The organism is Phaeobacter sp. JH20_29 (assembly GCF_048056175.1).
Lineage (GTDB): Bacteria > Pseudomonadota > Alphaproteobacteria > Rhodobacterales > Rhodobacteraceae > Phaeobacter > Phaeobacter bryozoorum.
Map to the genome: position 1 here is coordinate 103,915 of NZ_JAYMWO010000009.1, position 24,707 is coordinate 128,621.

Sequence of the window (24,707 nt, forward strand, 5' to 3'; positions counted from 1 at the left end):
TTACTGAAATCCCGACAGAGGAGCACGGACATGAAGGACATGACCAATCTCGACGCATTCGAAGTGGGCTACGACATCCCGGCCAAACCGGGCATGGATGAGGCTGACATACAGACCCCATGCCTTGTGCTGGATCTGGACGCGCTGGAGCGCAACATCAAGAAGATGGGCGACTATGCCAAGGATCACGGTATGCGCCACCGCACCCACGGCAAGATGCACAAGTCGGTCGACGTGCAGAAGCTTCAGGAAGAGCTCGGCGGCGCCTGCGGTGTCTGCTGTCAGAAGGTCTCTGAAGCTGAGGTCTTCGCCCGGGGTGGTATCAAGGATATTCTGGTATCGAACCAGGTGCGCGACGCCGCCAAGATCGACCGTCTTGCGCGTCTGCCGAAGCTGGGCGCCCGCGCGATCTGTTGTGTCGATGATATCGACAATGTGGCTGACCTTTCGGCTGCGGCCAGGACGCATGGGACCCAGATCGAATGCCTCGTCGAAATTGACTGTGGCGCAGGACGCTGTGGCGTGTCGAGCACGCGCGATGTCGTGGAAATCGCCAAGGCCATCGACGCCGCAGAAGGTCTGAAATTTGCCGGCATCCAGGCCTATCAGGGCGCGATGCAGCATCTTGACGACTATAACGAGCGCAAGGCGAAGATCGACGTTGCGGTGGCCATGGTCAGGGATGCGGTCGACACGCTGAAAACCGAAGGCCTGGAGTGTGACATCGTCGGTGGCGGCGGCACCGGATCTTATTACTTCGAGTCGAACTCGGGTGTTTACAACGAATTGCAATGTGGCTCCTACGCCTTCATGGATGCCGACTATGGCCGCATCCTCGACAAGGACGGCAAGCGCATCGACGCTGGGGAATGGGAGAACGCCTTGTTCATCCTGACCACGGTCATGAGCCACTCCAAGGCCGACAAGGCCATCGTGGATGCAGGCCTCAAGACCCAGTCCGTAGACAGTGGGTTGCCCTTTATCTACGGCCGCGACGATGTCGAATATCTCAAATGTTCGGATGAGCATGGCGTTGTCGCAGATCCCGGTGGAGCCCTGAAGGTCAATGACAAGCTCCGGCTCGTGCCAGGTCATTGTGACCCGACCTGCAACGTCCATGATTGGTATGTCGGCGTGCGGGGCGGCAAGGTCGAAACCCTCTGGCCCGTCTCCGCCCGCGGCAAAGCCTATTAACGCCAGCCCTCCTCCCACTGGCGCGCGGGGTGCGGCGTGGTGCTAGACGCCGCCCCCGCAAAATGAACTCACAAAGGAACAAGACGATGACCAACCCAACTGACACCGATGGATTGCTGATTGTCAGCGAGGAGATCTGCGCAAAAACCGTCAGCCGTGCTGATGCTTTTGACGCGGTAGAGGCTGTTTTTGGCGCCATGGCGCGCGGAGACGCTTACAATTTCCCGGTGATCCGCGAGGCGATCGGATACGCCGATGCGCTCTATGGGTTCAAATCTGGTTTTGACCGGGCGGGGAAATCTCTGGGTGTGAAATCCGGTGGCTTCTGGCCCGGCAACATGGACAAGGGGCTGACCAACCACCAGTCCACCATCTTTCTGTTTGATCCAGATACCGGTCGTCTTCAGGCGCTGGTCGGCGGCAACTACCTGACAGCAGTCCGTACCGCTGCCTCGTCATCCGTCTCAATTGCTCATCTGGCGCGACAGGACGCCAGAGTCCTTGGCATGGTGGGCGCAGGTCATCAATCCACCTTTCAGCTTCGGGCCGCTGCCGAACAGCGCGATTTCGAGAAGGTCGTCGCCTGGAACCCGCATCCCGACATGCTGCCGCGTCTGGGCGCCGTGGCTGAAGAGCTGGGTCTGGAGTTCGAAGCCGTAACGCAAGAAGAGCTGGGCGCGCAGGCGGATGTGATCATCACCATTACATCGGCGTTTGAACCGCTGTTGATGGCCGACTGGATCAAGCCCGGCACGCATATTGCCTGCATGGGCACAGACACCAAGGGCAAGATGGAAGTGGACGCGGCGCTCTTTGGCAAGGCCACCGTCTTTGCGGATGAGATCGCCCAGTCGATCACCATTGGCGAGGCGCAACATGCAATCGCATCCGGGCTGATCGACGAAGCTGACATCACACCCATCGGTGCCGTGATCAACGGCGACCATCCGGGCCGCAGCAGTGACAGTGAAATCACTGTGTTTGATGGCACCGGTGTGGGCCTTCAGGATCTGGCCGTCGCCTCAGTCGCGGCGCGGATCGCTGATGAAAGAAATCTGGCGACACGCGTCGCTTTGTAAAAGCGGCCCTCCGGTGAAGAGATCGGAGGCTCGGACGCGGAAGGTGCGGCCCAACCGGGGCACGCCGTCGAAATCGCCGGGGATGTCGGGGCCGGCAGACCGCAGGATCCGGGAAAGTCAGATGCGGGTCAAAATATGTTTGATCGCCGTTGGCTGCTGTCCCTGACCAGAGTGTTCCCTTTGGAAGCACGCGCAAAACCACGCGCACCCGGTCGGGTGCGCGCCCAATCTCGACAGGTTTCAAGATGCCTTGCGAGGCGCACAAGGCCGGGACGTGATCCCCGGCTTACCCAACCAGGTCTGCAAAAAGATCCGGACACATGTCATCAAGGAGGAAAACGACATGAAGAAAGTAGCAACAGCTCTCGCCGCAGCGGCTCTGGCCGCGGCACCGGCCTTTGCCTCAGACAAAATTCTGCTGAAAACGCCGGTCGCCTTTTCAACTGAACTGCCTGGGCTTGGCACACCGATCGTTCGCGTGTCGGAGGATCTTGCGGCTATCTCAGGTGGGGCCATCAAGATGAAGGTCTACGAGCCCGGCAAGCTGGTTCCGGCGTTTGAGATTCTTGATGCGGTGTCATCCGGCAAGATCAACTCGGGTTTTGCCACCGCTGGCTACTGGGCCGGCAAGATTCCGGCAGCGCCGTTGTTCTCGGCTGTCCCATTCGGCCCCGAAGCAGGCGAATACATGGCCTGGCTCTACTACGGCAATGGCATGGATCTGTATCAGGAGATGTACGATCAGGCCGGTTTCAACGTCAAAGTTCTTCCCTGCACCATTATTGCACCGGAAACCTCGGGGTGGTTCGCTGAAGAAATCACATCGGTTGAACAGCTGAACGGCCTGAAGATGCGCTTCTTCGGTCTGGGCGGCAAAGTCATGCAGAAACTGGGCGTTGCCACATCCCTGCTGCCCGGCGGTGAGATCTTCCCGGCCCTGGAAAAAGGGGCAATCGACGCCACCGAGTTCTCGATGCCCGCCATCGACCAGCGTCTCGGTTTCCACAAACTGGCGAAGTACAATTACTTCCCCGGCTGGCATCAGCAGGCCACCATCTTTGAACTGATCATCAACAAGGATGAATGGAACGAGCTGAACCCGACCTTGCAGGCCCAGATTGAGCTGACCTGCCGGGCGCAGATGACCGAGAGCTTTGCCGAAGGTGAGGCGATCCAGTTTGCAGCGATGCAGAAGAACGTCGATGAAAACGGCGTGACCATTGTCGACTGGACACCCGAGATGCTGGACGTCTTCCGCGCGACCTGGACCGAGGTGGCCGAGGAAGAAGCCGCAAACGATGAGTTCTTTGCAAAGGTATACGCCGACCTGAATGAGTTCAGCGAAGGCTACGCCCTGTGGAAAGCCCACGCATTCCTGCCACGCCAGTAACACATCTGACCCGGACCGGCTTTGCGGTCCGGGTTTTTGATCTGATCGGGGGAGGCCCGGTTCAGGGGAGGAAAAGAAATGACATCGACATCTCACGATCACCAAGACGCCCACTATGACCCGCTTTGGGAAGAAATCGAAAACGACGACCGGAAAGACCCGAAATTCGCAGCCACGCTGGACCGGCTGGTCAAGGGCGTCGGACACGTCGTTATGTGGGCAAATGTGCTCCTGATCCTTGCTATCATAGTGCAGGTTGGGATGCGCTATACGCTGGATTTGAATTTTCCAAAGCTGGATGAATTGCAGTGGCATCTCTATGCGCTGACAACCATGGTCGGCGTGTCCTATGCGCTAAGCACCGACGCCCATGTCCGCGTCGACGTTTTGCGTGCCGGCTTTTCCTTCCGCGCCCGGCGGGTGATTGAAATTGTCGGGATCGTGGTTCTGATCTTGCCGTTCTGCTACCTGATGATTGATCAGGGTCTCGACTATTTTCAGGACAGTTACCGGGTCAACGAACGCTCCGACAGCCCCACCGGCCTACCGGCGCGCTGGCTGCTGAAGGCTGTTATCCCGGCCAGCTTTGTTCTGATTGCCATGGCTGCTGTCGCACGCTTGATTCATGACCTCTACATGCTGGTGACCCGCGCCGATCCATCGTCGGATCGTGCTGGTCTGAAACCCCTCATGTGGATGATGGTTGGCTTCGCCATCGTGACGTTCACCCTGATGCAGCTGGTGGAGGCGCCTGAGGAAAAGCTCGTCATCGCAATGTTCATGTCCTTCGTCGGTGTCCTGTTCACCGGCATTCCGGTCGCCTGGGTCCTGTCGGGCATCGGCGTTCTTTACTGTGGTATTGCTTACCTCGGTGACAATGACATGCTGCTCTGGACGGGCATGGAGGCCACGTTTACGGGGCTCGATTACCTGACACTTGGCGCGGTTGTGAACCGTGTTTACGCGACGATGTCCAACGCCGTTCTTGTTGCCCTTCCCATGTTTATCTTCATGGGGCTGATGCTGGACGAAAGCGGCGTGGCACAGCGGCTGATGACCTCGATGCAGAGATTGTTCGGCACCATGCGTGGGGGCCTGGCCATCACCGTGACCGCGATCGGGATCATCTTGGCCGCCTCGACCGGTATCGTCGGGGCGTCCGTCGTGCTGTTGGGTCTTTTGTCGATGCCCGCGATGATGGAACAGAAATATTCCAAGACACTGGCGGCAGGCGTGATTGCCTCGTCCGGCACGCTTGGCATTCTGATCCCGCCGTCGATCATGCTGGTCATCATGGCCGACCAGATGGCGCTGTCAGTGGGTGATCTGTTTATGGCGGCGCTGTTTCCCGGCCTGATCATCGGGGGCCTTTACATCCTCTACATCGTGGTGATTTCAACCCTGCGCGCTGATGTGGCGCCACTGCCTGAGGGTGCCAAGAAGGTGGACTGGGCGGCGATCTGGGATGTGTTCAAGGCGGTTCTGCCGCCCGTGGCGCTGATCTTTGCCGTGTTGGGGTCGATCTTTGCCGGTCTTGCGACACCGACGGAAGCGTCAGGCGTTGGCGCCGCCGGGGCCACGCTGCTGGCAATAGGCTATCGCAAGCTGACAATCGCGAAACTGGTCGAAGTGACACGGAACACGTTCAAGACAACGGCCTATATCTTTGCGATCTTCCTTGGTGCCACCTGCTTTGCCTTTGTTCTGCGCGAATTGGGCGGCGATGAGCTGATCACCCACACCATCGAAGGCATGGGCCTGGGAGAAATGGGCACGATCCTGTTCATTCTGTTCATCGTATTTCTGCTTGGTTTTGTGTTGGACTGGATCGAGATCACGCTCATCATCCTGCCGCTTGTCGCTCCGATCATTGCGGCAATGAGTTTGTCGGTACCTGGCTATGGGCTGGATAACCCGGAGCTTGTCTGGTTCGTGATCCTCGTCGCTGTAACGCTGCAAACCAGCTTCCTGACACCGCCGGTGGGGTTTTCGCTGTTCTACCTGAAAGGCGTCTGCCCGCCCGAGGTCACGCTGACGGATATCTACAAGGGCGTCGTTCCCTTCATCCTGCTGCAATTGACCGGACTCGCCCTGGTGATCTGGTTCCCGTCGATCGCGACCTGGCTGCCATCGGTGGCCTATTGAGGCCAGGCTGGTGGCGTCCAGAGTGGCGCCGCCAGCCCGTTGCGCTGCCAGTATCGAGCTGAGAACGCCCTGTCCGATCCTGCGGCCTTCGCCCCCTACTCCCGGCGGATGCGGTTGCGGATACGGGCCCAGCCACCGGGGGCGAGGAAGAAGGAGAGACCAAAGCCGGTGGCAAATCCGCAGAGATCAGCGACCCAGTCAAGCGTGCCGCCAAACAGCAGGCCAAACAGCAGCTGGATCCCCATCAGAAAGGCAATCAGCGTGAAGGCGCGGCTTTGCTGGGCGCCGACAAGCGACAATTGCCGCCACAGGATATAGGTAAAGGCCCCGATCAGCCCGTAGACGGCGGGGAAACCGCCGATCAGCGGCACCGGCGATTGAGTGAGCAGCGCATAGCCAAAGGCGCCGCCAATGCCGGATATCAGAAACACCAGAACCATGGCCAGATCGCCAAATATCTCGCCCACCATCTTGCCCATGGCGAGCACGAAAACGCAGACAAACAGCGTCTGGGTAAAGGCCACATGCACAAAGGGATAGGAGACAAAGCGGATCAGATGCTCCACCGGCCATTGCCCGGTCTCCCACATCCACCAGAAGATGTCGGACGAGAACGAATAGGTCTGGATCGCCTGCAGCCGCCAGCCAATCGCCTCGGGGCCGCCGATGATGCCGCGCGCGCCGAGGGAAAATCCGGCCTCGATGGCAAAGAGGATCAGCACCAGCGCCACCACCACGGGCGGCAGCGGGTTCACCGGCGACGGCTCTTTTTGATATTCCATCGTGTTCTTGCTCCTGCTTGCCTGCTCTGCTGTTCTGCCCGGCCGCCCGGTTGATCCGCGCGCGGTTGACGAGGGTTGCCGCCATGGTTAAGCCAGCGAGGATCCTAATTCCAGACGGGAGTTTCTTGATGACCGAGACCACATTCACGCCCCGCGTGTTTTCCGGCATCCAGCCATCGGGCAATCTGCACCTTGGCAACTATCTTGGCGCGCTGAAGCGGTTCGTGGACTGGCAGGCCAAGGACGTGGAGAGCATCTACTGCATGGTGGATCTGCACGCGATCACCGTCTGGCAGGATCCGGCGGATCTGAAGAAATCCACGCGTGAGCTTTGCGCGGGCTTCATTGCTGCGGGTCTGGACCCCGAGCAGTCGATCCTGATCAACCAGAGCCAGGTGCCTGAACATGCGCAGCTGGCCTGGATCTTCAACTGCGTCGCCCGCATGGGCTGGATGCAGCGGATGACCCAGTGGAAGGACAAGGCCGGCAAAAATGCGCAGAACGCCTCGCTTGGTCTCTTTGCCTATCCGGCGCTGATGGCGGCGGACATTCTGGTCTATCACGCCACCCATGTGCCGGTGGGCGAGGACCAGAAGCAGCATCTGGAGCTGACCCGCGACATCGCGATGAAGTTCAATCACGACTACGGAGTCAACTTCTTCCCGGAGACCGAGCCGGTGATCGAAGGGGCGGCCACCCGCGTCATGTCCCTGCGCGACGGATCGAAAAAGATGTCGAAGTCCGACCCCTCGGATGCCAGCCGCATCAATCTGACGGATGATGCCGACACCATCGCCAAGAAGATCCGCAAGGCCAAGACCGACCCAGATGCCCTGCCCTCCGAGGTTGAGGGGCTTGAGGGGCGGCCCGAGGCGCGCAATCTGGTCAATATCTATGCCGCCATGGCCGAACTGTCGGTGGAACAGGTGCTGGCCGAAGTCGGCGGCAAGCCGTTTTCCGAGTTCAAGCCGATGCTGGCCGACCTGTCGGTTTCGAAAATGGCGCCGATCACCACGGAAATGGCCCGGCTGATGCAGCATCAGGACGAAATCGACAAGATCCTTGCCCGGGGATCAGAGCGTGCCCGAGAAATCACAGCCCCCATTCTTCGCAAAACTTATGACATTGTGGGCATGGTCGCGCCGGTTACTCTGTGATATCAGGCCTTACGATCCCGCACCCTGCGGGGAGATAGATACTGGAGAATTCGGATGGCCAATGGCACCGTGAAATGGTTCAACGCAACAAAAGGCTACGGCTTTATCGAGCCTGAGTCTGGCGGCAAGGACGTGTTTGTACACATCTCTGCGGTTGAACGCTCGGGCCTTAATGGTTTGAACGACAACCAAAAAGTTTCCTACGAACTGGAAACTGGTCGTGACGGCAAGCAGTCCGCAGGTTCGCTGGAACTGCTGTAAGGATCGCGGCGCGGAGTTTCCGCGCCCATCCATCTAAAGACATTCTGACCACAGTGACCTGTGGATAGAATCACCTAAGGCCGCCCGTTTCAGGCGGCCTTTTGCGTATTCGGGTCTTTTGCCTGTTCCGGGGCCTATTCAGGGCCATCTCCGGGCCTGTTCTGGTCATGGCTCTGGATGACAAGCGGCGGCGACGGTCGCCTGCTAGAGCGCGCGAATGCCGTTCATCGTCAGATCCGCCACCATCTGCGCGTAATCCTCGCGTGCCTCCGGGCCTGCGCCGGAATTCCACATATAGTACCAGTTCAACATGCCAAAGACGGACATGGTCACGGCGCGCAGCCTGGCCGGATCCCTGGCAATTGTTGGCGCGGCCACACCGGCAAGGGCATCGCTGACCAGCTGCACCAGTTCGCGCTGGTAGGCGCGCAGGAGTTTCTGCTGCGCTTCTGGCAGGGCGCCCATGGCGCTGATCTGGACCTGATGCTCATGATCGGCGCCCTGATAGGCCAGCAGGATTTCCGACACGATGCGCCGCAGACGCTGCTCGGGCGACAAGCCCGTCACATCGACCGTGCAGACCCGGTCGCGCAGCGCGCTGAGATAGGTATCAAGGAGGCCGAACAACACGGCATCCTTGCTGTCGTAGTAATGGTAGATATTCGCCTTGGAGATTCCGCATTCGCGCGCGAGCTGGGTCATCGACGCACGGTCGAACCCCTCCTCGGCAAAGACTTTCGCCGCGGATTTCAGGATCTGGGCGCGCTTGTGGTCGTGGTCTTTTGCGATGGTGCGGGCCAAGCCGGGTTACTCCTTGCTGCGGTTGTCGACGACGCGCTTGGCCTTGCCCTGGCTGCGCTCCACCGATCCCGGCTCGCCTACAATGATCTCGCTGGAGACGCCAACCATATCCTTGATCCGCTTGGTCAGCATCCGCGCGGCTGCGGTCTTGCTGAGTTCGTCGGCGGCATCCGGGTTGGCCTCCACAAAGACCCGCATCGCGTCCATGCGACCGGATTTATACAGCTCGATCTGATAGTAAGGCGCCAGCCCGCCGGTGGCCAAGAGCTGCTCCTCCACCTGGCTGGGGAAGACGTTGACGCCGCGCAGGATAATCATGTCGTCGCTGCGGCCGGTGATCTTCTCCATCCGCCGCATCGTGCGCGCGGTGCCCGGCAGCAGCCGGGTCAGGTCGCGGGTGCGGTAGCGGATCATCGGCAGGCCTTCCTTGGTCAGCGTGGTGAACACCAGCTCGCCCATCTCCCCGTCCGGCAGCACCTCGCCGGTCTTCGGGTCGATGATCTCCGGCAGGAAGTGGTCCTCCCAGATCACCGGACCATCCTTGGTCTCGACGCATTCATTGGCGACACCCGGCCCCATGATCTCGGATAGGCCGTAAATATCGACCGCGTGCATGTCAAAGGCCGCCTCGACCTCCTTGCGCATGGCGTCGGTCCAGGGTTCGGCCCCGAAAACGCCAACCTTCAGCGAGCACTCGCGCGGATCAAAGCCGACCTTGTGGAACTGCTCCAGGATGTTGAGCATGTAGGAGGGCGTCACCATGATGCCGTCGGGTTTGAAATCAGTGATCAGGCCCACCTGTTTTTCGGTCTGCCCGCCCGACATCGGAACAACAGTGGCGCCCAGCCGTTCGATCCCGTAATGCGCGCCCAGGCCGCCGGTGAACAGCCCGTAGCCATAGGCGTTATGCACCATGTCGCCCTTGCGCAGGCCCGAGGCCCGCAAGGACCGCGCCACCAGATCGGCCCAGTTGCTGATATCATTCGCCGTATAGCCCACAACGGTCGGTTTGCCGGTGGTGCCGGAGGACGCGTGCAGGCGGATGATTTCACTGCGCGGCACCGCAAACAGGCCGAACGGGTAGTTGTCCCGCAGGTCGTTCTTATAGGTGAAGGGGAACTTCGCCAGATCCGAGAGCTGTTGTAGATCGTCGGGATGCACCCCTGCCTCGTCAAAGCGCGCCTTATACATCGGCACGTTGTCATAGGCGTGGCGCAGCGACCATTTCAGCCGCGTGAGCTGAAGGTCGCGGATTTCGTCGATCGAGGCGATCTCGATCGGGTCCAGATCTGCCTTCTTCGGGCTCAGGTCTTCCATGGCGTTCTCCACAGCTTGTCTTTGCAATAGGGCTTACTCATCAAACAGCTGGCCCTTTATCGCCCGGGAAAAGCCCCGGAATTCGGCGATCTGCTGGCCGTCCTGATTGGTCACTGTCACGTCATAAATACCGCTGCGCCCGGTCAGGGACACCTCGCGGGCGATGGCAATCAGCCTGTCGCCCAGCCGTCCGGGCGCGGTGAAGCTGATCACATTGTGCTGCGCCACGGTCGACTGGTTGCGGCTGTTGCAGGCAAAGGCAAAGGCGCTGTCGGCCAGCATGAAGGTAACACCACCGTGGCAGATGCCATGGCCGTTGCAGTGATGCTGGGCGATGGTCAGCTCCAGCGTCGCCTCACCCTCATCCACATGGGTGATCTCCATCCCCGCCCATTTGGACGCATGGTCTTCGGCCCACATGGCAGCGGCGGATTTCTCGGCACGTTCTTTCGGGGTCATGGTCATTTGCCCTTGAACACAGGTGCGCGTTTTTCCAGGAAGCTGGCGACGCCCTCGGCGTAGTCCGCGCTTTCGCCGCAGGTTTTCATGGCGTCCGCCTCGATCTCCAGCTGGTCAGACAGCGTGTTGACCGCCGCCGCCTGAATGCAATGTTTGGTCAGGCCGAGGCCCAGCGTCGGGCCATTTGCGAATTTTTCCGCCATCGCTCGGGCCTCGGCCAATAGCTCGCCGTCCGGCAGCGCCTTCCAGATCAGGCCCCAGTCCTCGGCCTTCTTCGCAGGCAGCGGTTCGGCGGTCAGTGCCAGCCCCTTGGCGCGGGCCTCGCCCAGCAGGCGCGGCAGATGCCAGCTGCCGCCGGTATCCGGGATCAGGCCTACCTTGGAGAACGACTGGATGAACTTGGCGCTTTCCGCCGCCAGCACCACGTCGCAGGCCAGCGCCAGATTGGCCCCTGCCCCGGCCGCCACGCCATTGACGGCACAGATCACCGGAACGTCCAGCGCGCGGATGAGGTTCACAAGTGGCGCGTAAAAGGTCCGCACCGTGTGCCCGAGATCGGGGGGACCATCCATCTTGCGGGGGTCGCGGTCGCCAAGATCCTGACCTGCACAAAAGCCACGGCCAGCGCCGGTCAGCAGCACTGCACGGGCGCGGCTGTCACGCGCGGCTTCAAGGGCGGCGCGCAAGGCATGGTGCATCTCTTCGTTGAAAGAGTTCAGCCGGTCCGGGCGGTTCAGGGTGATTTCCACCCAGTTTTCGTGGTCCTTCACCAGCAGCGTCTCAGACATCACAGCGCCTCCCTCGTACATGTGTTAACAAAGATCTTGCATAAACCGACCGGTTGGTCAATATATTTGGAGCTTCTCACCTCAGACCGAACCACATTGGTTCAGATGCAAAGGATCGCGCTCATGAGCCTTCTTGATGTTTCCAGCTTTGTTGCGGGCCAATGGGTTGCACCGGGGGCTGGCGCGCGCAACATCGCCAGCGCCATTACCGGCGCACCTCTCGCCCAGGCCGGCAATGATGCGCTGGATGTGCAGGCAATGCTCGACCATGCCCGCACGGTGGGCGGTCCCTCTTTACGCAAGCTGACATTCCACGACCGCGCCCGGATGCTGAAGGCGCTGGCAGGCCACCTGAACCAGCACAAGCAGGCGCTTTACGATCTGTCGTTCAACACCGGTGCCACCCAGTCCGACCACATGATCGACATCGACGGCGGCATCGGCACCATGTTCGTCTTCGCCTCCAAGGGGCGCCGCGAAATGCCGGACGGGCATGTTTATCTGGACGGCGATGTGGAGCAGCTCTCCCGCAACGGCACCTTCCTCGGTCAGCATATCTGCACGCCTTTGCAAGGGGTTGCAGTGCATATCAACGCCTTCAACTTCCCGGTCTGGGGGATGCTGGAGAAGCTGGCGCCGACCCTGCTCGCGGGGGTTCCGGCCATCGTGAAACCGGCGACCGCCACCTGCTATGTCACCGAGCTGGCGGTGCGGCTGATGCTGGACTCGGGCCTCCTGCCCGACGGGGCACTACAGCTGGTGTCCGGCGGCCTCAGTGACATGCTGGACCATCTGACCATGCAGGATGTGGTCAGTTTCACCGGCTCGGCGCAGACCGCGCTGAAGCTGCGGGCGAACCCGGTGATCCTGGAAAACTCGGTCCGTTTTGTGGCCGAACAGGACAGCCTCAACGCGTCGATCCTGGGCCCGGACGCGCAGCCCGGAACGCCGGAGTTTGACCTGTTCGTCAAGGAGGTCAGCCGTGAGATGACCACCAAGGCAGGTCAGAAATGCACCGCCATCCGCCGCATCATCGCGCCGCAGGCGCAGGTGGACGCGGTGATCGAGGCGCTCTCTGCCCGCCTGGCCAAAACCCAGATCGGCGACCCGCGTCTGGAAACCACCCGCATGGGCGCGCTGGTCTCCAACAGCCAGAAGCGTGACGTGCTGGAAAAGGCGGCGATCATCGGCCAGGAAGCTGAGCGTGTCTTCGGTGATCCCGAGAACTTCACCGTCGATGGTGCAGACGCCGACAAAGGCGCCTTTGTGCCGCCGATGCTGTTCCACTGCGCCGACCCGGACCATGCCCAGCGGATCCATGACACCGAGGCCTTCGGCCCCGTCTCCACCATCATGGGCTACCGCGATCTGAGCCATGCGATTGCTCTCGCCAATCGCGGTGAAGGCTCGCTGGTCGCCTCGGTCATCACCCATGATACTGAGGTGGCCCGCGAGGTCGCGCTGGGGGCTGGCGCCTACCACGGGCGGCTTTATTTCAACAACCGCGACTCGATGAAGGAATCGACCGGCCATGGTTCCCCCCTGCCCCACATGGTGCATGGCGGCCCGGGCCGTGCCGGCGGTGGCGAGGAGCTGGGCGGCGTGCGCGGCGTCAAACACTACATGCAGCGCACCGCTATCCAGGGCTCGCCCGATATCCTGTCTGCGATTGGCAAGACATGGGTCCCCGGCGGCACCGAGATCAAGGGCCCGGCACATCCGTTCACCCGCAAATTCGGCGAGCTGGCGATTGGCGAGACCCTGCACACCGCGCCGCGCACCGTGACGCTGGAGGATATCGAGACCTTCGCCCATTTCACCGGCGACACCTTCTATGCCCACATGGACGACGCCGCCGCCAAGCGGAACCCGTTCTTCCCGGGCCGCGTGGCGCATGGCTACCTGCTGTTGTCGTTTGCGGCGGGCATGTTCGTGCAGCCTGACGAAGGCCCAGTTCTGGCCAATACCGGCCTCGACTCCCTGCGCTTCATGAAGCCGGTTTCGGCAGGTGACAGCATCAGGGTGCGCCTGACGGTGAAGAAAAAAACTCCCCGCAACGAGGACTACGGCGAAGTGCGCTGGCATGTCACCCTGACCAATCAGGACGACGAGATTGCCGCCGAATATGAGCTGCTGACGATGAATGCCTTCTGACAGGTGTTTGCAGTGAAACACTCGCCCGGTCTGGCCTAACCGGCCCGGGCGATTTATCTATTCTATATGACCGACACGCAGACCCTCTGGTTTGACACCGCCGTAACCGCCCTCAGCGATCCGCAGAACCAGCGGGTGTGGTCGATTATTGTCTCGCTGTTTGGCGATCTGGCGCAGCGCGAGGGGGATCAGATCGGCGGCAGCGCCCTCACCCGGATCATCACGCCTATGGGCATCAAGCCCGAAGCGATCCGCGTGGCGCTGCACCGGCTGCGCAAGGATGGCTGGATCGACAGCACACGCTCGGGCCGGGCGTCGGTCCATTTCCTGACGCCGATGGGGCGCAGTCAGTCCGCCGCCGTCACCCCGCGCATCTATGCGCCAACCACCGTGCCCCCCGCCGACTGGCACCTGCTGGTGGCTGCGGATGGGCAGAACAGCGCGCTGGATGCGCTGGTGCAGCAGCCCAATTATGTCGCGATCAACCGTTCGACCCTGCTGGGTCACGGTCCGCTGCCGCAGGGTCGGGACAATTTCCTTGTGGTGGAACAGCCGGAATTGACCGTGCCCGATTGGCTGCGGGACCGGCTGTTTCCCGATGACCTGAGACAGGCCTGCGCCCGGCTCGACACCACGTTGAGCGGTCTGACACCGCCAAAGATGACCGAGGCAGGCGCGCTTGATCCGGCGCAGATTGCCACGCTTCGGACCCTGATCGTGCACCGCTGGCGGCGTGTGGTGCTGCGCCACCCCGACCTGCCGCCCCGGTTTCACCCCGCAGACTGGACCGGGGAGCATTGCCGCCAGCGCGTAGCAACCCTGTTGCAGCACCTGCCGCGCCCCCGGCTTGGCGCCGGTGGTGAACTGCTTCAGCCCGAAGAGCCCTGAGGCGCGCATTTGCGCCACCTCCGCCCTGGCGGCACACGCATTGGCAGACGGTTTCCCCTTTACAAACCCCGGCGAGAAATCTACCCAAAACCGGAGATGGTTCCCAAGACCCAAAAGCGGTCACGGGATGAAAAGGGAACGCGGTGTGGTGTAGCCATCAGGCGCCGAATCCGCGACTGCCCCCGCAACTGTGAGCGGTGAGCGACCTCGATTGACCACTGGCGCTGGCGCCGGGAAGGCCGAGGCCCGCAGCAACCCGCAAGTCAGGAGACCTGCCATCGACTGGAAACCTATTGACCGGGCGGGGTGTTCCGGCGGGCAGGACGATTTTGCGTGGTGCTGAGGCATTGCTGATCCCCTTCCCCCTCTTCACCTGACCGGATTGCGCGGAGGGCGCTATGGACGGGACAGCACGGCACCGTATTCTGGTGTGCACATCCTGCAAGGGCGCGACCCCGGGCAGCCGTCCGGGGCCGGAGCTGATTGCGGCCCTGCGCCGTGAACTCGACCGGCGTGGCAGCGCGGCGATCGAGGTTGCCGGCGTGGCCTGTATGGCCGGATGCAGCCATCCCTGTACCGTCGGATTTCAGGCGGATGGCAAGGCAAGCTATGTCTTTGGCGATCTCAGCCCCGAGGAGGATCTCGCCGATATCCTGAGTTTCACCGATCTCTACCAGATGCTGGCTGACGGCTGGTGCAGTTCGGTTGACCGCCCCGGAAAACTGCGCCGTTGCACATTGTCGCGCATCCCGGCCCTGGTTCCGGCCGCCCCGGCCGCTGCGATCCCGGCGCCCGCCATCGACGCCCCTGCGGCGCTGCAACAGGTGGAGCCTGCCGAATGACCGCAGCTGCCGTAACCGTGACCGATGTCAGCTGGGGGCCGGGCCGCATGGCTCCGCTGATCTTGCATCCGACGAGTTTTCATCTGGATGCGGGCCGGGTGCTGGGCGTGGTGGGGCCGAATGGGGCCGGCAAATCCAGCCTGCTGCGGGTGATCTACCGGTTCAACCAGCCGCGCAGTGGCAGGGTTGAGGTCGGCGACAGCGACATCTGGGCCCTTCCACCCAAGGCCGCAGCGCAGCGCGTTGCCGCTGTCTTGCAGGAGCAACCCACCGATTTTGCCCTGACCGTGGCCGAGATTGTCGCGCTGGGGCGCGCGCCCTACCGGTCCGGTTTTGCCACGCCGGGCGCCCGCGATGCGGCGATTGTCGACCGGATGCTCCATCGTCTGGAACTGGGCGAGATGGCCGATCGTGCCTTTGGCACCCTGTCGGGCGGCGAACGTCAGCGGGTCATGGTGGCGCGTGCGCTGGCGCAGGAGCCGGCCCTGCTGGTGCTGGACGAACCCACCAACCATCTGGACATTCGCCATCAGCTTGATGTGCTGGAGCTGATCCGGGATCTCGACGTGACCATCATCACCAGCCTGCATGATCTGAACATAGCAGCCGGGGTCTGCGACGACATCCTGCTGATGGCGCAGGGCCGCACGCTGGCCTTTGGCGCACCGCGCGACGTTCTGAGCGAAGATACCGTTAGCGAGGTCTTCAACGTCGCTGCGAGGCGCGAGACACTTGCCCCCTCCGGGCAGGATCACCTTACCTTTCATCTCCCTGTTTCATAAGGACACCACCTGATCATGTTTGCCCGCCTTTCCACTGTGATGCCGCTGCTTGCCGCCACCCTACTTGGTGCCTCCCTGGCCCCGGCGGCGCAGGCCGAGACCACCGTGCAGAGCTGCAACCGCAGTGTCAGTTTTGCGACACCGCCAAAACGCGCGGTCTCCAACGACGTCAATCTCACCGAAATGATGCTGGCACTGGGTCTGGCTGACCGCATGGTCGGCTACACCGGTATTTCCGGCTGGAAAACGCTGGATCCGGTCATGCGCGCAGGCGTGGCGGAGCTGCCGGAACTATCGGCCAAATACCCCTCCAAGGAAGTGCTGATCGGCGCCGGTGCGGATTTCTACTTTGCCGGCTGGAACTACGGCATGAAAGTGGGCGGAGAGGTCACACCCGAGACACTCGCGCCGTTTGACATCAAGGTCTATGAGCTGACCGAGAGCTGCATTCACATCGGCGAAAAAGCCAAGGTCAGCATGGATGACATGTATAATGACCTGCTGAATCTGGGCCGGATCTTTGCGGTCGAGGACACCGCCGAGGCGCTGGTGGCCGGCTATAAGGACGAGCTTGCCGCCTTTGCCAAGGACCGCCCCGAGACGGGTGAGCCGCTGCGGGTCTTTGTCTATGACAGCGGCGAGGATTCGCCCTTTACCGCCGGGAAATACGCCATGCCCACCGCGCTGATCGAGGCCGCGGGCGGCAGCAATGTGATGGATGATCTGGAGAAAAGCTGGGCCACCGTCACCTGGGAAGCCGTGGTCGAGCGCAACCCCGAAGTGATTGTCATCGTCAACTACGGCTCGGTCACCGCCGAGGAAAAACGCGCCTTCATGCGGGGCAACCCGGCCTTTGCCGAGATCGACGCGGTGAAGAACGACCGTTTCGTGACGCTGGAATATGTCGAAGCCACACCGGGTCCGCGCAATATCCGCGCGATCAAGACACTTGCCACCGGTTTTGACGCCGCCCGCGCGGATGCGGTAAGCAACTGATATGTCCACAGCCGACGCACATCACGCATCTGAGCCGCGCCTGAGCGCGCGTGCCCGGCGGCGCCTGCGCGGGCGGCTGGCCTGGATCCTGGGCGGGGCCTTGTTGACGGCCCTGACCCTGTCGATTGCGGTCTCCGTGGGCGCGGTCGGCGTCCCGCTGACCTCCGTCTGGGGGATCATCGCCGACAAGCTGGGCGGCGGATCGGGCGCCGATTTCGCCGCAGGCTGGACCAAGGGGCAGGCGGCCATCGTCTGGGATATCCGGTTTCCCCGCGCGCTGCTTGCGATGATGGTCGGGGCCGGTCTGGCCATGGTGGGTGCCAGCCTTCAGGCGGTGACCCGCAACCCGCTGGCAGATCCGCATCTGCTGGGCATTTCGGCCGGCGGTGCCTTTGGTGCCATTCTGGCGCTGCTGCACACCGGGTTGTTTCTCGGGCTTCTCACAGTGCCCTTGCTGGCCTTTGTCGGCGCATTGGGCGCAACCGCGCTGGTCCTTGCGGTCTCCCGCTTTGCCGAGGCGACAACCGCTGACCGGCTGGTTCTGGTTGGCGTGGCGGTCTCCTTTGTGATCATGGCAGGCGCCAATATTCTGATTTTCCTTGGAGATCCGCGCGCCACCCATACCGTGGTGTTCTGGATGCTGGGCGGGCTTGGCCTCGCGCAGTGGAGCCACCTGGCCTATCCGCTGGTGGTGCTGCTGCTCTGCGGGGGGTGGCTCTGGTCCCGCTCTGGCGATCTCAATGCGATGACCGTCGGTGACGAAACGGCAACAACCCTGGGCATACCGGTGGCGCGGTTCCGGCTGATGACCTTTTGCGTCGGCGCGCTGGTCACCGGGGTGATGGTGGCCTTTTCCGGAATGATCGGCTTTGTCGGGCTGATCGTCCCGCATGTGGCACGGCTGATCGTTGGCGGTGATCACCGCTGGGTGCTGCCGGTCTCGGCACTATTCGGCGGGCTGTTTCTGGTCTCTGCCGATATCGCCGCCCGCACCCTGATGGCGCCAGAGGACATGCCGATCGGGCTGGTCACCGGGCTGGTCGGCGGCGTCTTCTTTATCTGGCTGCTGCGGCGGCGCTAAGGTCGCCCGATCCCAAAGAAGGCCCCCATCGCTGACGGGGGCCTTTTGCAATTATCAGCCTCAGGCCGCGGCAACGACGATCATCTCCACCAGAAACTCGGGGCGCGCCAGCTTTGCCTCGCCGCAGGCCCGGGCCGGGGTATGCCCCTCGGGCACCCAGGCGTCCCACACCTCGTTCATCGCAGCAAAATCAGCCATGTCAGACAGCCAGATGGTGCATTGCAGGATACGCGTTTTGTCGCTGCCCGCCTCTGCCAGCAGCCGGTCGATATTGTCGAGGCAATCCTGCGTCTGCTGCGCGACGCTGGCCCCGGCGGTGCCGACCTGACCGGCCAGATAGATGGTATCGCCATGTTTGACGATCTGGCTCATGCGGGGGCCGGTGTGGCTGCGTTCAATCTGTGTCATGTGATCCTCGTTCGGTGTCGGCCGCGCCGACAGGGCGGGTCCGCACCATGGATACCGCCCCATCGAAAGCAAGGCAATGCGCAGGGCAAGCGGTTCAAATACCGCACAAATTTCGATATCTGAATTCATCCTTGCCCAAAAGAGAAGCGCGCCCCTATAGTTTCCCCTGCGGAACACAGGGCGCGTATTGCCGGGGTCACGACCAGCCCCCTAGCGTCGACACCACGCGGGCATGACCGGCGACGTTCCAAAGAGCCTGCACCAACGCAGGGCCATCGACAGGGGGAAATGACATGACACAGACCAAGACCAGCGCGCGGATGTCGCGCCGCCACTTTCTGCTCAGCTGTGCCGCCGGGGCGCTGACCGTCGGGCTTGCCGCCTCGCTGCCGCTTCGGGCCACAGCGGCCGAGCCGATCAAGGTTGCAGGCATCTACACCGTGCCCGTCGAACAGCAATGGGTCAGCCGGATCCATGTTGCCGCCCTCGCCGCAGAGAACCGTGGCGACATCACCTATACGTTTTCCGAAAACACCTCGAACACCGATTATCCGCGCGTGATGCGCGAATATGCCGAACAGGGGCACAAGCTGATCATCGGTGAGATCTTCGGCGTTGAGGCGGAGGCCCGCGAGGTGGCGGCAGATTATCCCGATGTGGCCTTCCTGATGGGCTCTTCCTTCAAGGAGGATCCGGCGCTGCCCAATCTGGCGGTCTTCGACAACTACATTCAGGATGCCTCCTACCTGTCGGGGATCGTGGCCGGGGCCATGTCGGAGAGCGGCAATATCGGCATGGTCGGCGGTTTTCCCATTCCTGAGGTGAACCGTCTGATGCACGCCTTTATGGCGGGCGCGCGGGAGATGAACCCCGATATCAAATTCCAGGTCTCGTTCATCGGCAGCTGGTTTGATCCGCCCAAGGCCAAGGAAACCGCATTCGCCATGATCGAGAACGGTGCCGATATGCTCTATGCGGAACGCTTTGGCGTCTCCGACGCGGCCAAGGAGAAGGGCGTGCTGGCCATCGGCAATGTGATCGACACCCAGAGCGACTATCCTGACACGGTGGCGGCCTCGGCGCTGTGGCATTTTGAGCCGACGCTGGATGCGGCCATCGCCAAGGTGCGGGACGGCAATTTCACCGCTGCCGACTATGGCATCTATTCCTTCATGAAGGAGGGCGGAGCCTCGCTGGCGCCTTTTGGCACCTTTGAGGGCAAGATCCCGCAGGAGGCACTGGATCTGATCGCCAGCCGCAGCGCAGCGATCAAGGATGGCTCTTTTGTGGTGGAGATCAACGACACCGAGCCCGGCTCCTCCTGAGCAGCTGCGCATGACGCCGGACCAGACGGCGCAGGCATCGGGCAGTGGCCCGGTGCTGCGCCTGCAACACATCACCAAGCATTTTGGCAGCGTCACCGCAAATGATGACGTGAGCTTTGACCTGTTTGCAGGCGAGGTGATCGCCCTGCTGGGAGAGAATGGCGCGGGCAAGACCACGCTGATGAATATTCTGTTCGGACAATACACGGCGGACGCTGGCGGCGTGGAACTGTTCGGCACGGCCCTGCCCCCCGGTGCACCGCGCGCCGCGCTGGATGGCGGCGTCGGCATGGTGCATCAGCATTTCACGCTGGCGGATAATCTGACGGTCTGGGAGAATATCACCCTTGGCGTGGAGCCGCTGCTGGGTCTGGGCCTGCGGGCAGGACCCGCAAAGGCCCGTATCCGCGCGCTGGCGAAGCAGTTTCATCTGAAAGTCGATCCCAACGCCAAGGTCTCGCGACTCACCGTCGGCGAACGCCAGCGGGTGGAAATCCTGAAGGCGCTGTACCGCGATGCCCGGATCCTTATTCTGGACGAGCCCACAGCGGTTCTGACACCGCAGGAGACCGATGCGCTGTTTGCCACGCTGCGCGAAGCCATCGCCCGTGGTCTGTCGGTGATCTTCATCTCGCATAAGCTGCATGAGGTGATGGCAATCTCCGACCGCGTGCTGGTGCTGCGCCATGGCCGGCTGGTGGCCGAGCGGCGTACCGCCGAGACCAGCCGTGACGAACTGGCGGCGCTGATGGTGGGGGCAGAAGTGACGCCGGCGGATTTCACCGCCAACGCCCCCGGCCCTGCCTTGTTGCAGCTGCATAAGGTCTCCACCCCCAGCATCGGGGCAACACCCGGATTGCAGCGCGTGTCACTGGAACTGGCGGCGGGTCAGATCACCGGATTGGCCGGGGTGTCCGGCAATGGTCAGGCCGCGCTTTCTGATCTGGTCTCGGGGCTGATCACGCCGCAGTCCGGCAGGCTGACCCTGAACGGCGCCGCCCCGGCAGGCTGGTCCCCGCGTGAGGCGATCAACAGCGGGATCGCCCGCATCCCCGAAGACCGGCACAAGACCGGCACGATTGCCGATTTTGACCTGACCGAAAACGCGATCCTTGAAACCTATGCGACCCGCTTCAGCCGCCGTGGCTGGCTCGACTGGCGGGCCGCGCGTGACTTCGCCAAGACGGTGATCGCAGGCTATGACGTGCGCTGTCCCGGCCCCGACACGCGCATCCGGCTGCTGTCGGGCGGCAATATGCAAAAGCTGATCCTTGGCCGTGTGCTGGAGCAGGCCCCGCAGATCATTCTGGCCAACCAGCCGGTGCGCGGGCTGGATATCGGCGCGGTCACCTATGTGCATGAACAATTGGCCAAAGCCTGCGCGCGCGGGGCGGCGGTTCTGCTGATTTCCGAGGATCTGGACGAAATCATGCAGCTTTCCGATGTGATCCATGTGATCAGCGAAGGGCGTCTGAGCCCCGGTTTTGCCCGTGGCAGCAAACAGCCCGAGGAACTGGGCGCCTGGATGGCCGGCCATGGGTTTGACGATCGGTCGGATGCCCCACAGACGGAGGATGGCCATGCGGCTTGAACCGATTGCCGCGCCAAGCTGGCAGCGGCGGCTGCTGCCGCCTGCCCTTGCACTGCTGGCGACATTTGTCATTGCTGCCGCGCTTGCACAGGTCGCCGGGGGGGAACCGCTGTCGATCTTTGGCCTGATCCTGAGCGGGGCATTCGGGTCGAAATTTGCGCTGCTTGAGACGTTGAACCGCGCAACCCCGCTGATTTTCACCGGTCTGGCGGTTGCGGTCGCCTTTCGTGCCAAGCTCTGGAATATCGGAGCCGAGGCGCAGCTCTATGCTGGGGCTGTGATCACCGTTGTTCTGGGCACCGGCGCGCTGAACCTGCCTGCACCGCTGTTGCTGCCCCTGCTTGGTGCGGCGGCTCTGATCGCGGGGGCGGTGCTGCTGCTGGGGCCTGCGCTGCTCAAAACGCGGCTGGGGGTGGATGAGGTGGTCACCACGCTGCTGTTCAACTTCATATTCCTGTTGTTCGTCTCCTACCTGCTGGAAGGGCCGCTGAAGGATCCGATGGGCATGGGTTGGCCAAAATCACCCCGGCTAAGCGCCGACGCGCGGCTGCCCCGGGTGGTGGACGGGCTGCGGCTGCACTGGGGGTTTGCGCTGGCGCTGATTTCAGCGCTGGTGATCTGGGTGATCAACACCCGCACCACGCTGGGCTATGAGATGCGCGCAGTTGGCCAGAACGCCGAAGCCGCGCGATTTGCGGGCATTCCGGTTACAAAGGTGATCCTGAAAACCGCGCTGTTGTCCGGCGGGCTGGCCGGGCTGGCGGGTTATTCGGAGGTGGCCGGCCTCAAGGGGGCGCTGACGCTCGATCTCAGCCCCGGTTTTGGCTACACGGGCATCGTTGTGGCCATGCTGGCGCTGCTGCATCCGATTGGCGTGGTTTTTGCAGCGCTGTTTGTCGCCGCGATCTTTGTCGGGGCCGACAGTATGAGCCGCGCCGCAGGTGTTCCCAGCTATCTGGCCGATATCATGCTGGCCTCGGCTCTGCTGCTGATGGTGCTGGCGATCCTGCTCAGCAAATTCCGGCTGCGGAGGGACTGAGATGGACATTCTCGAAATCCTGCTTTCCGCCAGCTTCTGGGCCGCTGCGATCCGCATCGCCTCGCCGCTGATCTTTGCCACGCTGGGGGAGCTGATCTGCGAACGGGCCGGCGTGCTCAATCTCGGGATCGAGGGGATCATGGTCGCGGGTGCCTTCTCCGGCTGGATCGCGGTCTGGGCCGGGCTGCCCCTTTGGGGCGGGGTTGGTGTGGCGCTGCTGACCGGCATGGCCTTTGGCCTGCTGCATGCGACGCTCAGCGTGCCTTTCGGGCTGTCGCAGCATGTGGTGGGCATCGGGCTGACACTGCTGGCGACGTCGCTGACCTTCTACACCTACCGCGTGGTGCTGCCGGAGGTGTCCTCGCCCCCCAAGATCGAGGCGTTTCAGCCCTATGAAATCCCGCTGCTGTCGGATCTGCCGCTGGTCGGCCCGGCCCTGTTTTCACAGACACCACTGACCTATGCCGCCTTTGTGCTGGGGGCGCTCTGTGCCTATGTGCTCTACCGAACGCCGCTGGGGCTGGCGGTGCGCGCGGCGGGTGAGAACCCATCGGCAGTGGCCGCACAGGGGCTGTCAGTGACCGCGATCCGCATGGGGGCGGTGGTGGTGGGCAGCGGCCTGATGGCCGTGGGAGGCGCGTTCCTGACGCTTTCGGCCTTTGACAGTTTCTTTTTCGATATGGTGAACGGGCGCGGCTGGATCTGCATTGCGCTGGTGGTCTTTGGCGCGTGGCGACCGGGCAAGGCAGTGTTGGGCGCCATCCTCTTTGCCGCCTTTGATGCCTTGCAGATCCGCCTGCAACAGACCGGGATCGGCGCGGTCGTGCCCTACCAGCTGTTCCTGATGATGCCCTATATTCTGTCGATACTGGCGTTGATCGTGATGTCGCGCCGCGCCGAGGTGCCTGCCGCATTGATGGTGCCATTCAACAAGGGAGAAAGATGATGTTGGATCTGTTGATCAAGGGCGGCACGCTGCCCGATGGCTCGGTCGCGGATATCGGCATCACCGGTGACATCATCACCGAGGTGGCGCCGTCCATTGACGCGGCGGCCAGAGAAACCATCGAGGCCAGCGGCGATCTGGTCACGCCCCCCTTTGTCGATCCGCATTTCCACATGGATGCGACGCTCTCCTACGGGCTGCCGCGGGTCAATGCCTCTGGCACACTCCTGGAGGGCATCAGCCTTTGGGGAGAGCTGCGCGAGGAGGCCAGTGTCGAGGATATGGTCAGCCGCGCCCTGACCTATTGCGACTGGGCGGCCAGCATGGGACTGCTGGCGATCCGCACCCATGTCGATACCACGCCCGACCACCTGCGGGGCGTGACCGCGATGCTGGAGGTCCGCGAGGCGGTCAAGGAGTACATCGACCTGCAATTGGTCGCCTTTCCGCAGGATGGGTTGTACCGGGCGCCGAATGGTCGCGAGAACCTGATCCGCGCGCTGGATATGGGCGTCGATGTGGTGGGCGGCATTCCGCATTTCGAACGCAGTATGCAGGATGGTGCGGAGTCTCTGGGCGATCTATGCAAGATCGCTGCGGATCGTGGATTGCAGGTCGACATCCATTGTGACGAAACCGATGATCCGCTGTCGCGACACATCGAGACACTGGCGCAGGAGACGCTGCGCCACGGCTTGCAGGGGCGCGTGGCCGGCAGCCATCTCACCTCCATGCACTCGATGGACAACTACTACGTCTCCAAGCTGTTGCCGCTGATTGCCGAAGCCGGGATTGCCGCCATCCCCAATCCACTGATCAACATCGTCTTGCAAGGTCGCCACGACAGCTTTCCCAAGCGGCGTGGCCTGACCCGCGTGAAGGAATTGCTGGCCCATGGCGTAACGGTGGGCTGGGGGCAGGATTGCGTACTGGATCCCTGGTATAGCCTTGGCACCGGCGACATGCTGGACGTGGCTTTCATGGGGATGCATGTGGCGCAGATGACCCACCCGGACGAGATGGCGCAGTGTTTCACCATGGTGACCGAGAACAATGCCGCGATCATGGGGCTGGACGGCTATGGGCTGAAGAAAGGCGATTGCGCCTCGCTGGTGGTGCTGGATGCGGCGACCCCGACCGAGGCACTGCGCCTGCGGCCTGCCCGTCTGGCAGTGGTGGCAAAGGGCAAGGTGATCAGCCGCAGCGCACGCGGCGATGCTGCGCTGTCGCTGCCCGGTCGCCCTGCACAGGTCCGGCGCCGCCACACCCTGCCGGGCTGATC

Annotated in this window: 23 protein-coding genes and 1 riboswitch; of the genes, 17 read left to right on the forward strand and 6 right to left on the reverse strand. The window is 62.4% G+C overall.

What is annotated here, in order from left to right; translation table 11 throughout:
* Positions 1-30 precede the first annotated feature (30 nt).
* From bhcC to VWZ85_RS06620, 4 genes are all read left to right on the forward strand, one after another.
* A complete protein-coding gene (gene bhcC, locus VWZ85_RS06605) occupies positions 31-1,194 on the forward strand; it encodes a 3-hydroxy-D-aspartate aldolase BhcC (RefSeq protein ID WP_416536672.1) in 1,164 nt (387 codons plus the stop codon).
* Between the two features lie 86 nt (positions 1,195-1,280).
* Positions 1,281-2,273 carry an iminosuccinate reductase BhcD gene (gene bhcD / locus VWZ85_RS06610; RefSeq protein WP_340547341.1) on the forward strand — a complete coding sequence of 331 codons (993 nt, stop codon included), beginning with the start codon at positions 1,281-1,283 and terminating at the stop codon, positions 2,271-2,273.
* Between the two features lie 343 nt (positions 2,274-2,616).
* Entirely contained in the window at positions 2,617-3,663 is a 1,047-nt protein-coding gene (locus tag VWZ85_RS06615) for a TRAP transporter substrate-binding protein (RefSeq protein ID WP_340547342.1), read from the forward strand.
* Between the two features lie 78 nt (positions 3,664-3,741).
* A complete protein-coding gene (locus VWZ85_RS06620; RefSeq protein WP_416587489.1) occupies positions 3,742-5,808 on the forward strand; it encodes a TRAP transporter large permease subunit in 2,067 nt (688 codons plus the stop codon).
* Positions 5,809-5,903: 95 nt separating this feature from the next.
* Here VWZ85_RS06620 and VWZ85_RS06625 read toward each other — a convergent pair whose 3' ends face one another.
* A complete protein-coding gene (locus VWZ85_RS06625) occupies positions 5,904-6,590 on the reverse strand; it encodes a rhomboid family intramembrane serine protease (protein WP_340547344.1) in 687 nt (228 codons plus the stop codon).
* A gap of 128 nt (positions 6,591-6,718) precedes the next feature.
* Here VWZ85_RS06625 and trpS point away from each other — a divergent pair, with 128 nt between their 5' ends.
* Positions 6,719-7,747, forward strand: coding sequence for a tryptophan--tRNA ligase (trpS, locus tag VWZ85_RS06630; RefSeq protein WP_416536669.1), 1,029 nt, complete (start codon positions 6,719-6,721; stop codon positions 7,745-7,747).
* Between the two features lie 54 nt (positions 7,748-7,801).
* On the forward strand, positions 7,802-8,008 hold the full coding sequence (locus VWZ85_RS06635; RefSeq protein WP_014875579.1) for a cold-shock protein: 207 nt from the start codon (positions 7,802-7,804) through the stop codon (positions 8,006-8,008).
* Positions 8,009-8,212: 204 nt separating this feature from the next.
* Here the strand turns inward: VWZ85_RS06635 and VWZ85_RS06640 are convergent, their stop codons facing one another.
* From VWZ85_RS06640 to paaG, 4 genes are read right to left on the reverse strand one after another with little or no spacing between them, the layout of a single operon-like run.
* Complete coding sequence (locus VWZ85_RS06640) at positions 8,213-8,809, reverse strand: TetR/AcrR family transcriptional regulator (protein ID WP_340547346.1); 597 nt, start codon at positions 8,807-8,809, stop codon at positions 8,213-8,215.
* Positions 8,810-8,815: 6 nt separating this feature from the next.
* The gene (gene paaK, locus VWZ85_RS06645; RefSeq protein ID WP_416587490.1) at positions 8,816-10,126 is read right to left on the reverse strand and encodes a phenylacetate--CoA ligase PaaK; all 1,311 of its coding nucleotides are present in this window, start codon (positions 10,124-10,126) and stop codon (positions 8,816-8,818) included.
* A gap of 33 nt (positions 10,127-10,159) precedes the next feature.
* Entirely contained in the window at positions 10,160-10,585 is a 426-nt protein-coding gene (gene paaI / locus VWZ85_RS06650) for a hydroxyphenylacetyl-CoA thioesterase PaaI (protein WP_416587491.1), read from the reverse strand.
* Positions 10,586-10,587: 2 nt separating this feature from the next.
* A complete protein-coding gene (gene paaG / locus VWZ85_RS06655) occupies positions 10,588-11,373 on the reverse strand; it encodes a 2-(1,2-epoxy-1,2-dihydrophenyl)acetyl-CoA isomerase PaaG (RefSeq protein ID WP_416587493.1) in 786 nt (261 codons plus the stop codon).
* Positions 11,374-11,496: 123 nt separating this feature from the next.
* On the opposite strand from paaG, the gene paaZ reads away from it, so the two are divergent.
* From paaZ to VWZ85_RS06685, 6 genes are all read left to right on the forward strand, one after another.
* Positions 11,497-13,527 (forward strand): phenylacetic acid degradation bifunctional protein PaaZ, encoded by a 2,031-nt coding sequence (gene paaZ, locus VWZ85_RS06660; RefSeq protein WP_416587494.1) that lies wholly within the window; start codon positions 11,497-11,499, stop codon positions 13,525-13,527.
* Between the two features lie 66 nt (positions 13,528-13,593).
* Positions 13,594-14,415, forward strand: coding sequence for a PaaX family transcriptional regulator C-terminal domain-containing protein (locus VWZ85_RS06665; RefSeq protein WP_340547351.1), 822 nt, complete (start codon positions 13,594-13,596; stop codon positions 14,413-14,415).
* 80 nt (positions 14,416-14,495) lie between these two features.
* A riboswitch (cobalamin riboswitch) is annotated at positions 14,496-14,710 on the forward strand.
* Between the two features lie 103 nt (positions 14,711-14,813).
* Positions 14,814-15,257, forward strand: coding sequence for a DUF1636 domain-containing protein (locus VWZ85_RS06670; RefSeq protein ID WP_340547352.1), 444 nt, complete (start codon positions 14,814-14,816; stop codon positions 15,255-15,257).
* On the forward strand, positions 15,254-16,039 hold the full coding sequence (locus VWZ85_RS06675) for an ABC transporter ATP-binding protein (RefSeq protein WP_340547353.1): 786 nt from the start codon (positions 15,254-15,256) through the stop codon (positions 16,037-16,039). The genes VWZ85_RS06670 and VWZ85_RS06675 overlap by 4 nt, the downstream gene beginning before the upstream one ends.
* 15 nt (positions 16,040-16,054) lie before the next feature.
* The gene (locus tag VWZ85_RS06680) at positions 16,055-17,035 is read left to right on the forward strand and encodes an ABC transporter substrate-binding protein (protein ID WP_416544628.1); all 981 of its coding nucleotides are present in this window, start codon (positions 16,055-16,057) and stop codon (positions 17,033-17,035) included.
* Between the two features lies 1 nt (position 17,036).
* The gene (locus VWZ85_RS06685) at positions 17,037-18,116 is read left to right on the forward strand and encodes a FecCD family ABC transporter permease (RefSeq protein ID WP_416587495.1); all 1,080 of its coding nucleotides are present in this window, start codon (positions 17,037-17,039) and stop codon (positions 18,114-18,116) included.
* 60 nt (positions 18,117-18,176) lie between these two features.
* On the opposite strand, the gene VWZ85_RS06690 is transcribed toward VWZ85_RS06685, so the two are convergent.
* Positions 18,177-18,524: a RidA family protein gene (locus VWZ85_RS06690; protein WP_340547356.1), complete on the reverse strand. Its 348-nt coding sequence runs from the start codon at positions 18,522-18,524 to the stop codon at positions 18,177-18,179.
* A 293-nt stretch (positions 18,525-18,817) separates the two neighbouring features.
* On the opposite strand from VWZ85_RS06690, the gene VWZ85_RS06695 reads away from it, so the two are divergent.
* From VWZ85_RS06695 to VWZ85_RS06715, 5 genes are read left to right on the forward strand one after another with little or no spacing between them, the layout of a single operon-like run.
* On the forward strand, positions 18,818-19,849 hold the full coding sequence (locus tag VWZ85_RS06695) for a BMP family protein (RefSeq protein WP_416536659.1): 1,032 nt from the start codon (positions 18,818-18,820) through the stop codon (positions 19,847-19,849).
* A 10-nt stretch (positions 19,850-19,859) separates the two neighbouring features.
* On the forward strand, positions 19,860-21,440 hold the full coding sequence (locus VWZ85_RS06700) for an ABC transporter ATP-binding protein (protein WP_416587497.1): 1,581 nt from the start codon (positions 19,860-19,862) through the stop codon (positions 21,438-21,440).
* Positions 21,430-22,479 (forward strand): ABC transporter permease, encoded by a 1,050-nt coding sequence (locus tag VWZ85_RS06705; RefSeq protein ID WP_340547359.1) that lies wholly within the window; start codon positions 21,430-21,432, stop codon positions 22,477-22,479. The genes VWZ85_RS06700 and VWZ85_RS06705 overlap by 11 nt, the downstream gene beginning before the upstream one ends.
* Before the next feature lies 1 nt (position 22,480).
* Positions 22,481-23,425, forward strand: a complete 945-nt coding sequence (locus VWZ85_RS06710; RefSeq protein WP_416587499.1) for an ABC transporter permease — start codon at positions 22,481-22,483, stop codon at positions 23,423-23,425.
* The gene (locus tag VWZ85_RS06715) at positions 23,425-24,705 is read left to right on the forward strand and encodes an amidohydrolase family protein (RefSeq protein WP_416587627.1); all 1,281 of its coding nucleotides are present in this window, start codon (positions 23,425-23,427) and stop codon (positions 24,703-24,705) included. Before VWZ85_RS06710 ends, VWZ85_RS06715 begins: the two co-directional genes overlap by 1 nt.
* Positions 24,706-24,707 lie beyond the last annotated feature (2 nt).

What these genes read in the sequence shown, in the direction of transcription:
- bhcC (WP_416536672.1), top strand. Translation starts at nt 31, where the DNA reads ATGAAGGACATGACCAATCTCGACGCATTCGAAGTGGGCTACGACATC.
- bhcD (WP_340547341.1), top strand. Translation starts at nt 1,281, where the DNA reads ATGACCAACCCAACTGACACCGATGGATTGCTGATTGTCAGCGAGGAG.
- VWZ85_RS06615 (WP_340547342.1), top strand. Translation starts at nt 2,617, where the DNA reads ATGAAGAAAGTAGCAACAGCTCTCGCCGCAGCGGCTCTGGCCGCGGCA.
- VWZ85_RS06620 (WP_416587489.1), top strand. Translation starts at nt 3,742, where the DNA reads ATGACATCGACATCTCACGATCACCAAGACGCCCACTATGACCCGCTT.
- VWZ85_RS06625 (WP_340547344.1), bottom strand. Translation starts at nt 6,590, where the DNA reads ATGGAATATCAAAAAGAGCCGTCGCCGGTGAACCCGCTGCCGCCCGTG.
- trpS (WP_416536669.1), top strand. Translation starts at nt 6,719, where the DNA reads ATGACCGAGACCACATTCACGCCCCGCGTGTTTTCCGGCATCCAGCCA.
- VWZ85_RS06635 (WP_014875579.1), top strand. Translation starts at nt 7,802, where the DNA reads ATGGCCAATGGCACCGTGAAATGGTTCAACGCAACAAAAGGCTACGGC.
- paaK (WP_416587490.1), bottom strand. Translation starts at nt 10,126, where the DNA reads ATGGAAGACCTGAGCCCGAAGAAGGCAGATCTGGACCCGATCGAGATC.
- paaI (WP_416587491.1), bottom strand. Translation starts at nt 10,585, where the DNA reads ATGACCCCGAAAGAACGTGCCGAGAAATCCGCCGCTGCCATGTGGGCC.
- paaG (WP_416587493.1), bottom strand. Translation starts at nt 11,373, where the DNA reads ATGTCTGAGACGCTGCTGGTGAAGGACCACGAAAACTGGGTGGAAATC.
- paaZ (WP_416587494.1), top strand. Translation starts at nt 11,497, where the DNA reads ATGAGCCTTCTTGATGTTTCCAGCTTTGTTGCGGGCCAATGGGTTGCA.
- VWZ85_RS06665 (WP_340547351.1), top strand. Translation starts at nt 13,594, where the DNA reads ATGACCGACACGCAGACCCTCTGGTTTGACACCGCCGTAACCGCCCTC.
- VWZ85_RS06670 (WP_340547352.1), top strand. Translation starts at nt 14,814, where the DNA reads ATGGACGGGACAGCACGGCACCGTATTCTGGTGTGCACATCCTGCAAG.
- VWZ85_RS06675 (WP_340547353.1), top strand. Translation starts at nt 15,254, where the DNA reads ATGACCGCAGCTGCCGTAACCGTGACCGATGTCAGCTGGGGGCCGGGC.
- VWZ85_RS06680 (WP_416544628.1), top strand. Translation starts at nt 16,055, where the DNA reads ATGTTTGCCCGCCTTTCCACTGTGATGCCGCTGCTTGCCGCCACCCTA.
- VWZ85_RS06685 (WP_416587495.1), top strand. Translation starts at nt 17,037, where the DNA reads ATGTCCACAGCCGACGCACATCACGCATCTGAGCCGCGCCTGAGCGCG.
- VWZ85_RS06690 (WP_340547356.1), bottom strand. Translation starts at nt 18,524, where the DNA reads ATGACACAGATTGAACGCAGCCACACCGGCCCCCGCATGAGCCAGATC.
- VWZ85_RS06695 (WP_416536659.1), top strand. Translation starts at nt 18,818, where the DNA reads ATGACACAGACCAAGACCAGCGCGCGGATGTCGCGCCGCCACTTTCTG.
- VWZ85_RS06700 (WP_416587497.1), top strand. Translation starts at nt 19,860, where the DNA reads ATGACGCCGGACCAGACGGCGCAGGCATCGGGCAGTGGCCCGGTGCTG.
- VWZ85_RS06705 (WP_340547359.1), top strand. Translation starts at nt 21,430, where the DNA reads ATGCGGCTTGAACCGATTGCCGCGCCAAGCTGGCAGCGGCGGCTGCTG.
- VWZ85_RS06710 (WP_416587499.1), top strand. Translation starts at nt 22,481, where the DNA reads ATGGACATTCTCGAAATCCTGCTTTCCGCCAGCTTCTGGGCCGCTGCG.
- VWZ85_RS06715 (WP_416587627.1), top strand. Translation starts at nt 23,425, where the DNA reads ATGTTGGATCTGTTGATCAAGGGCGGCACGCTGCCCGATGGCTCGGTC.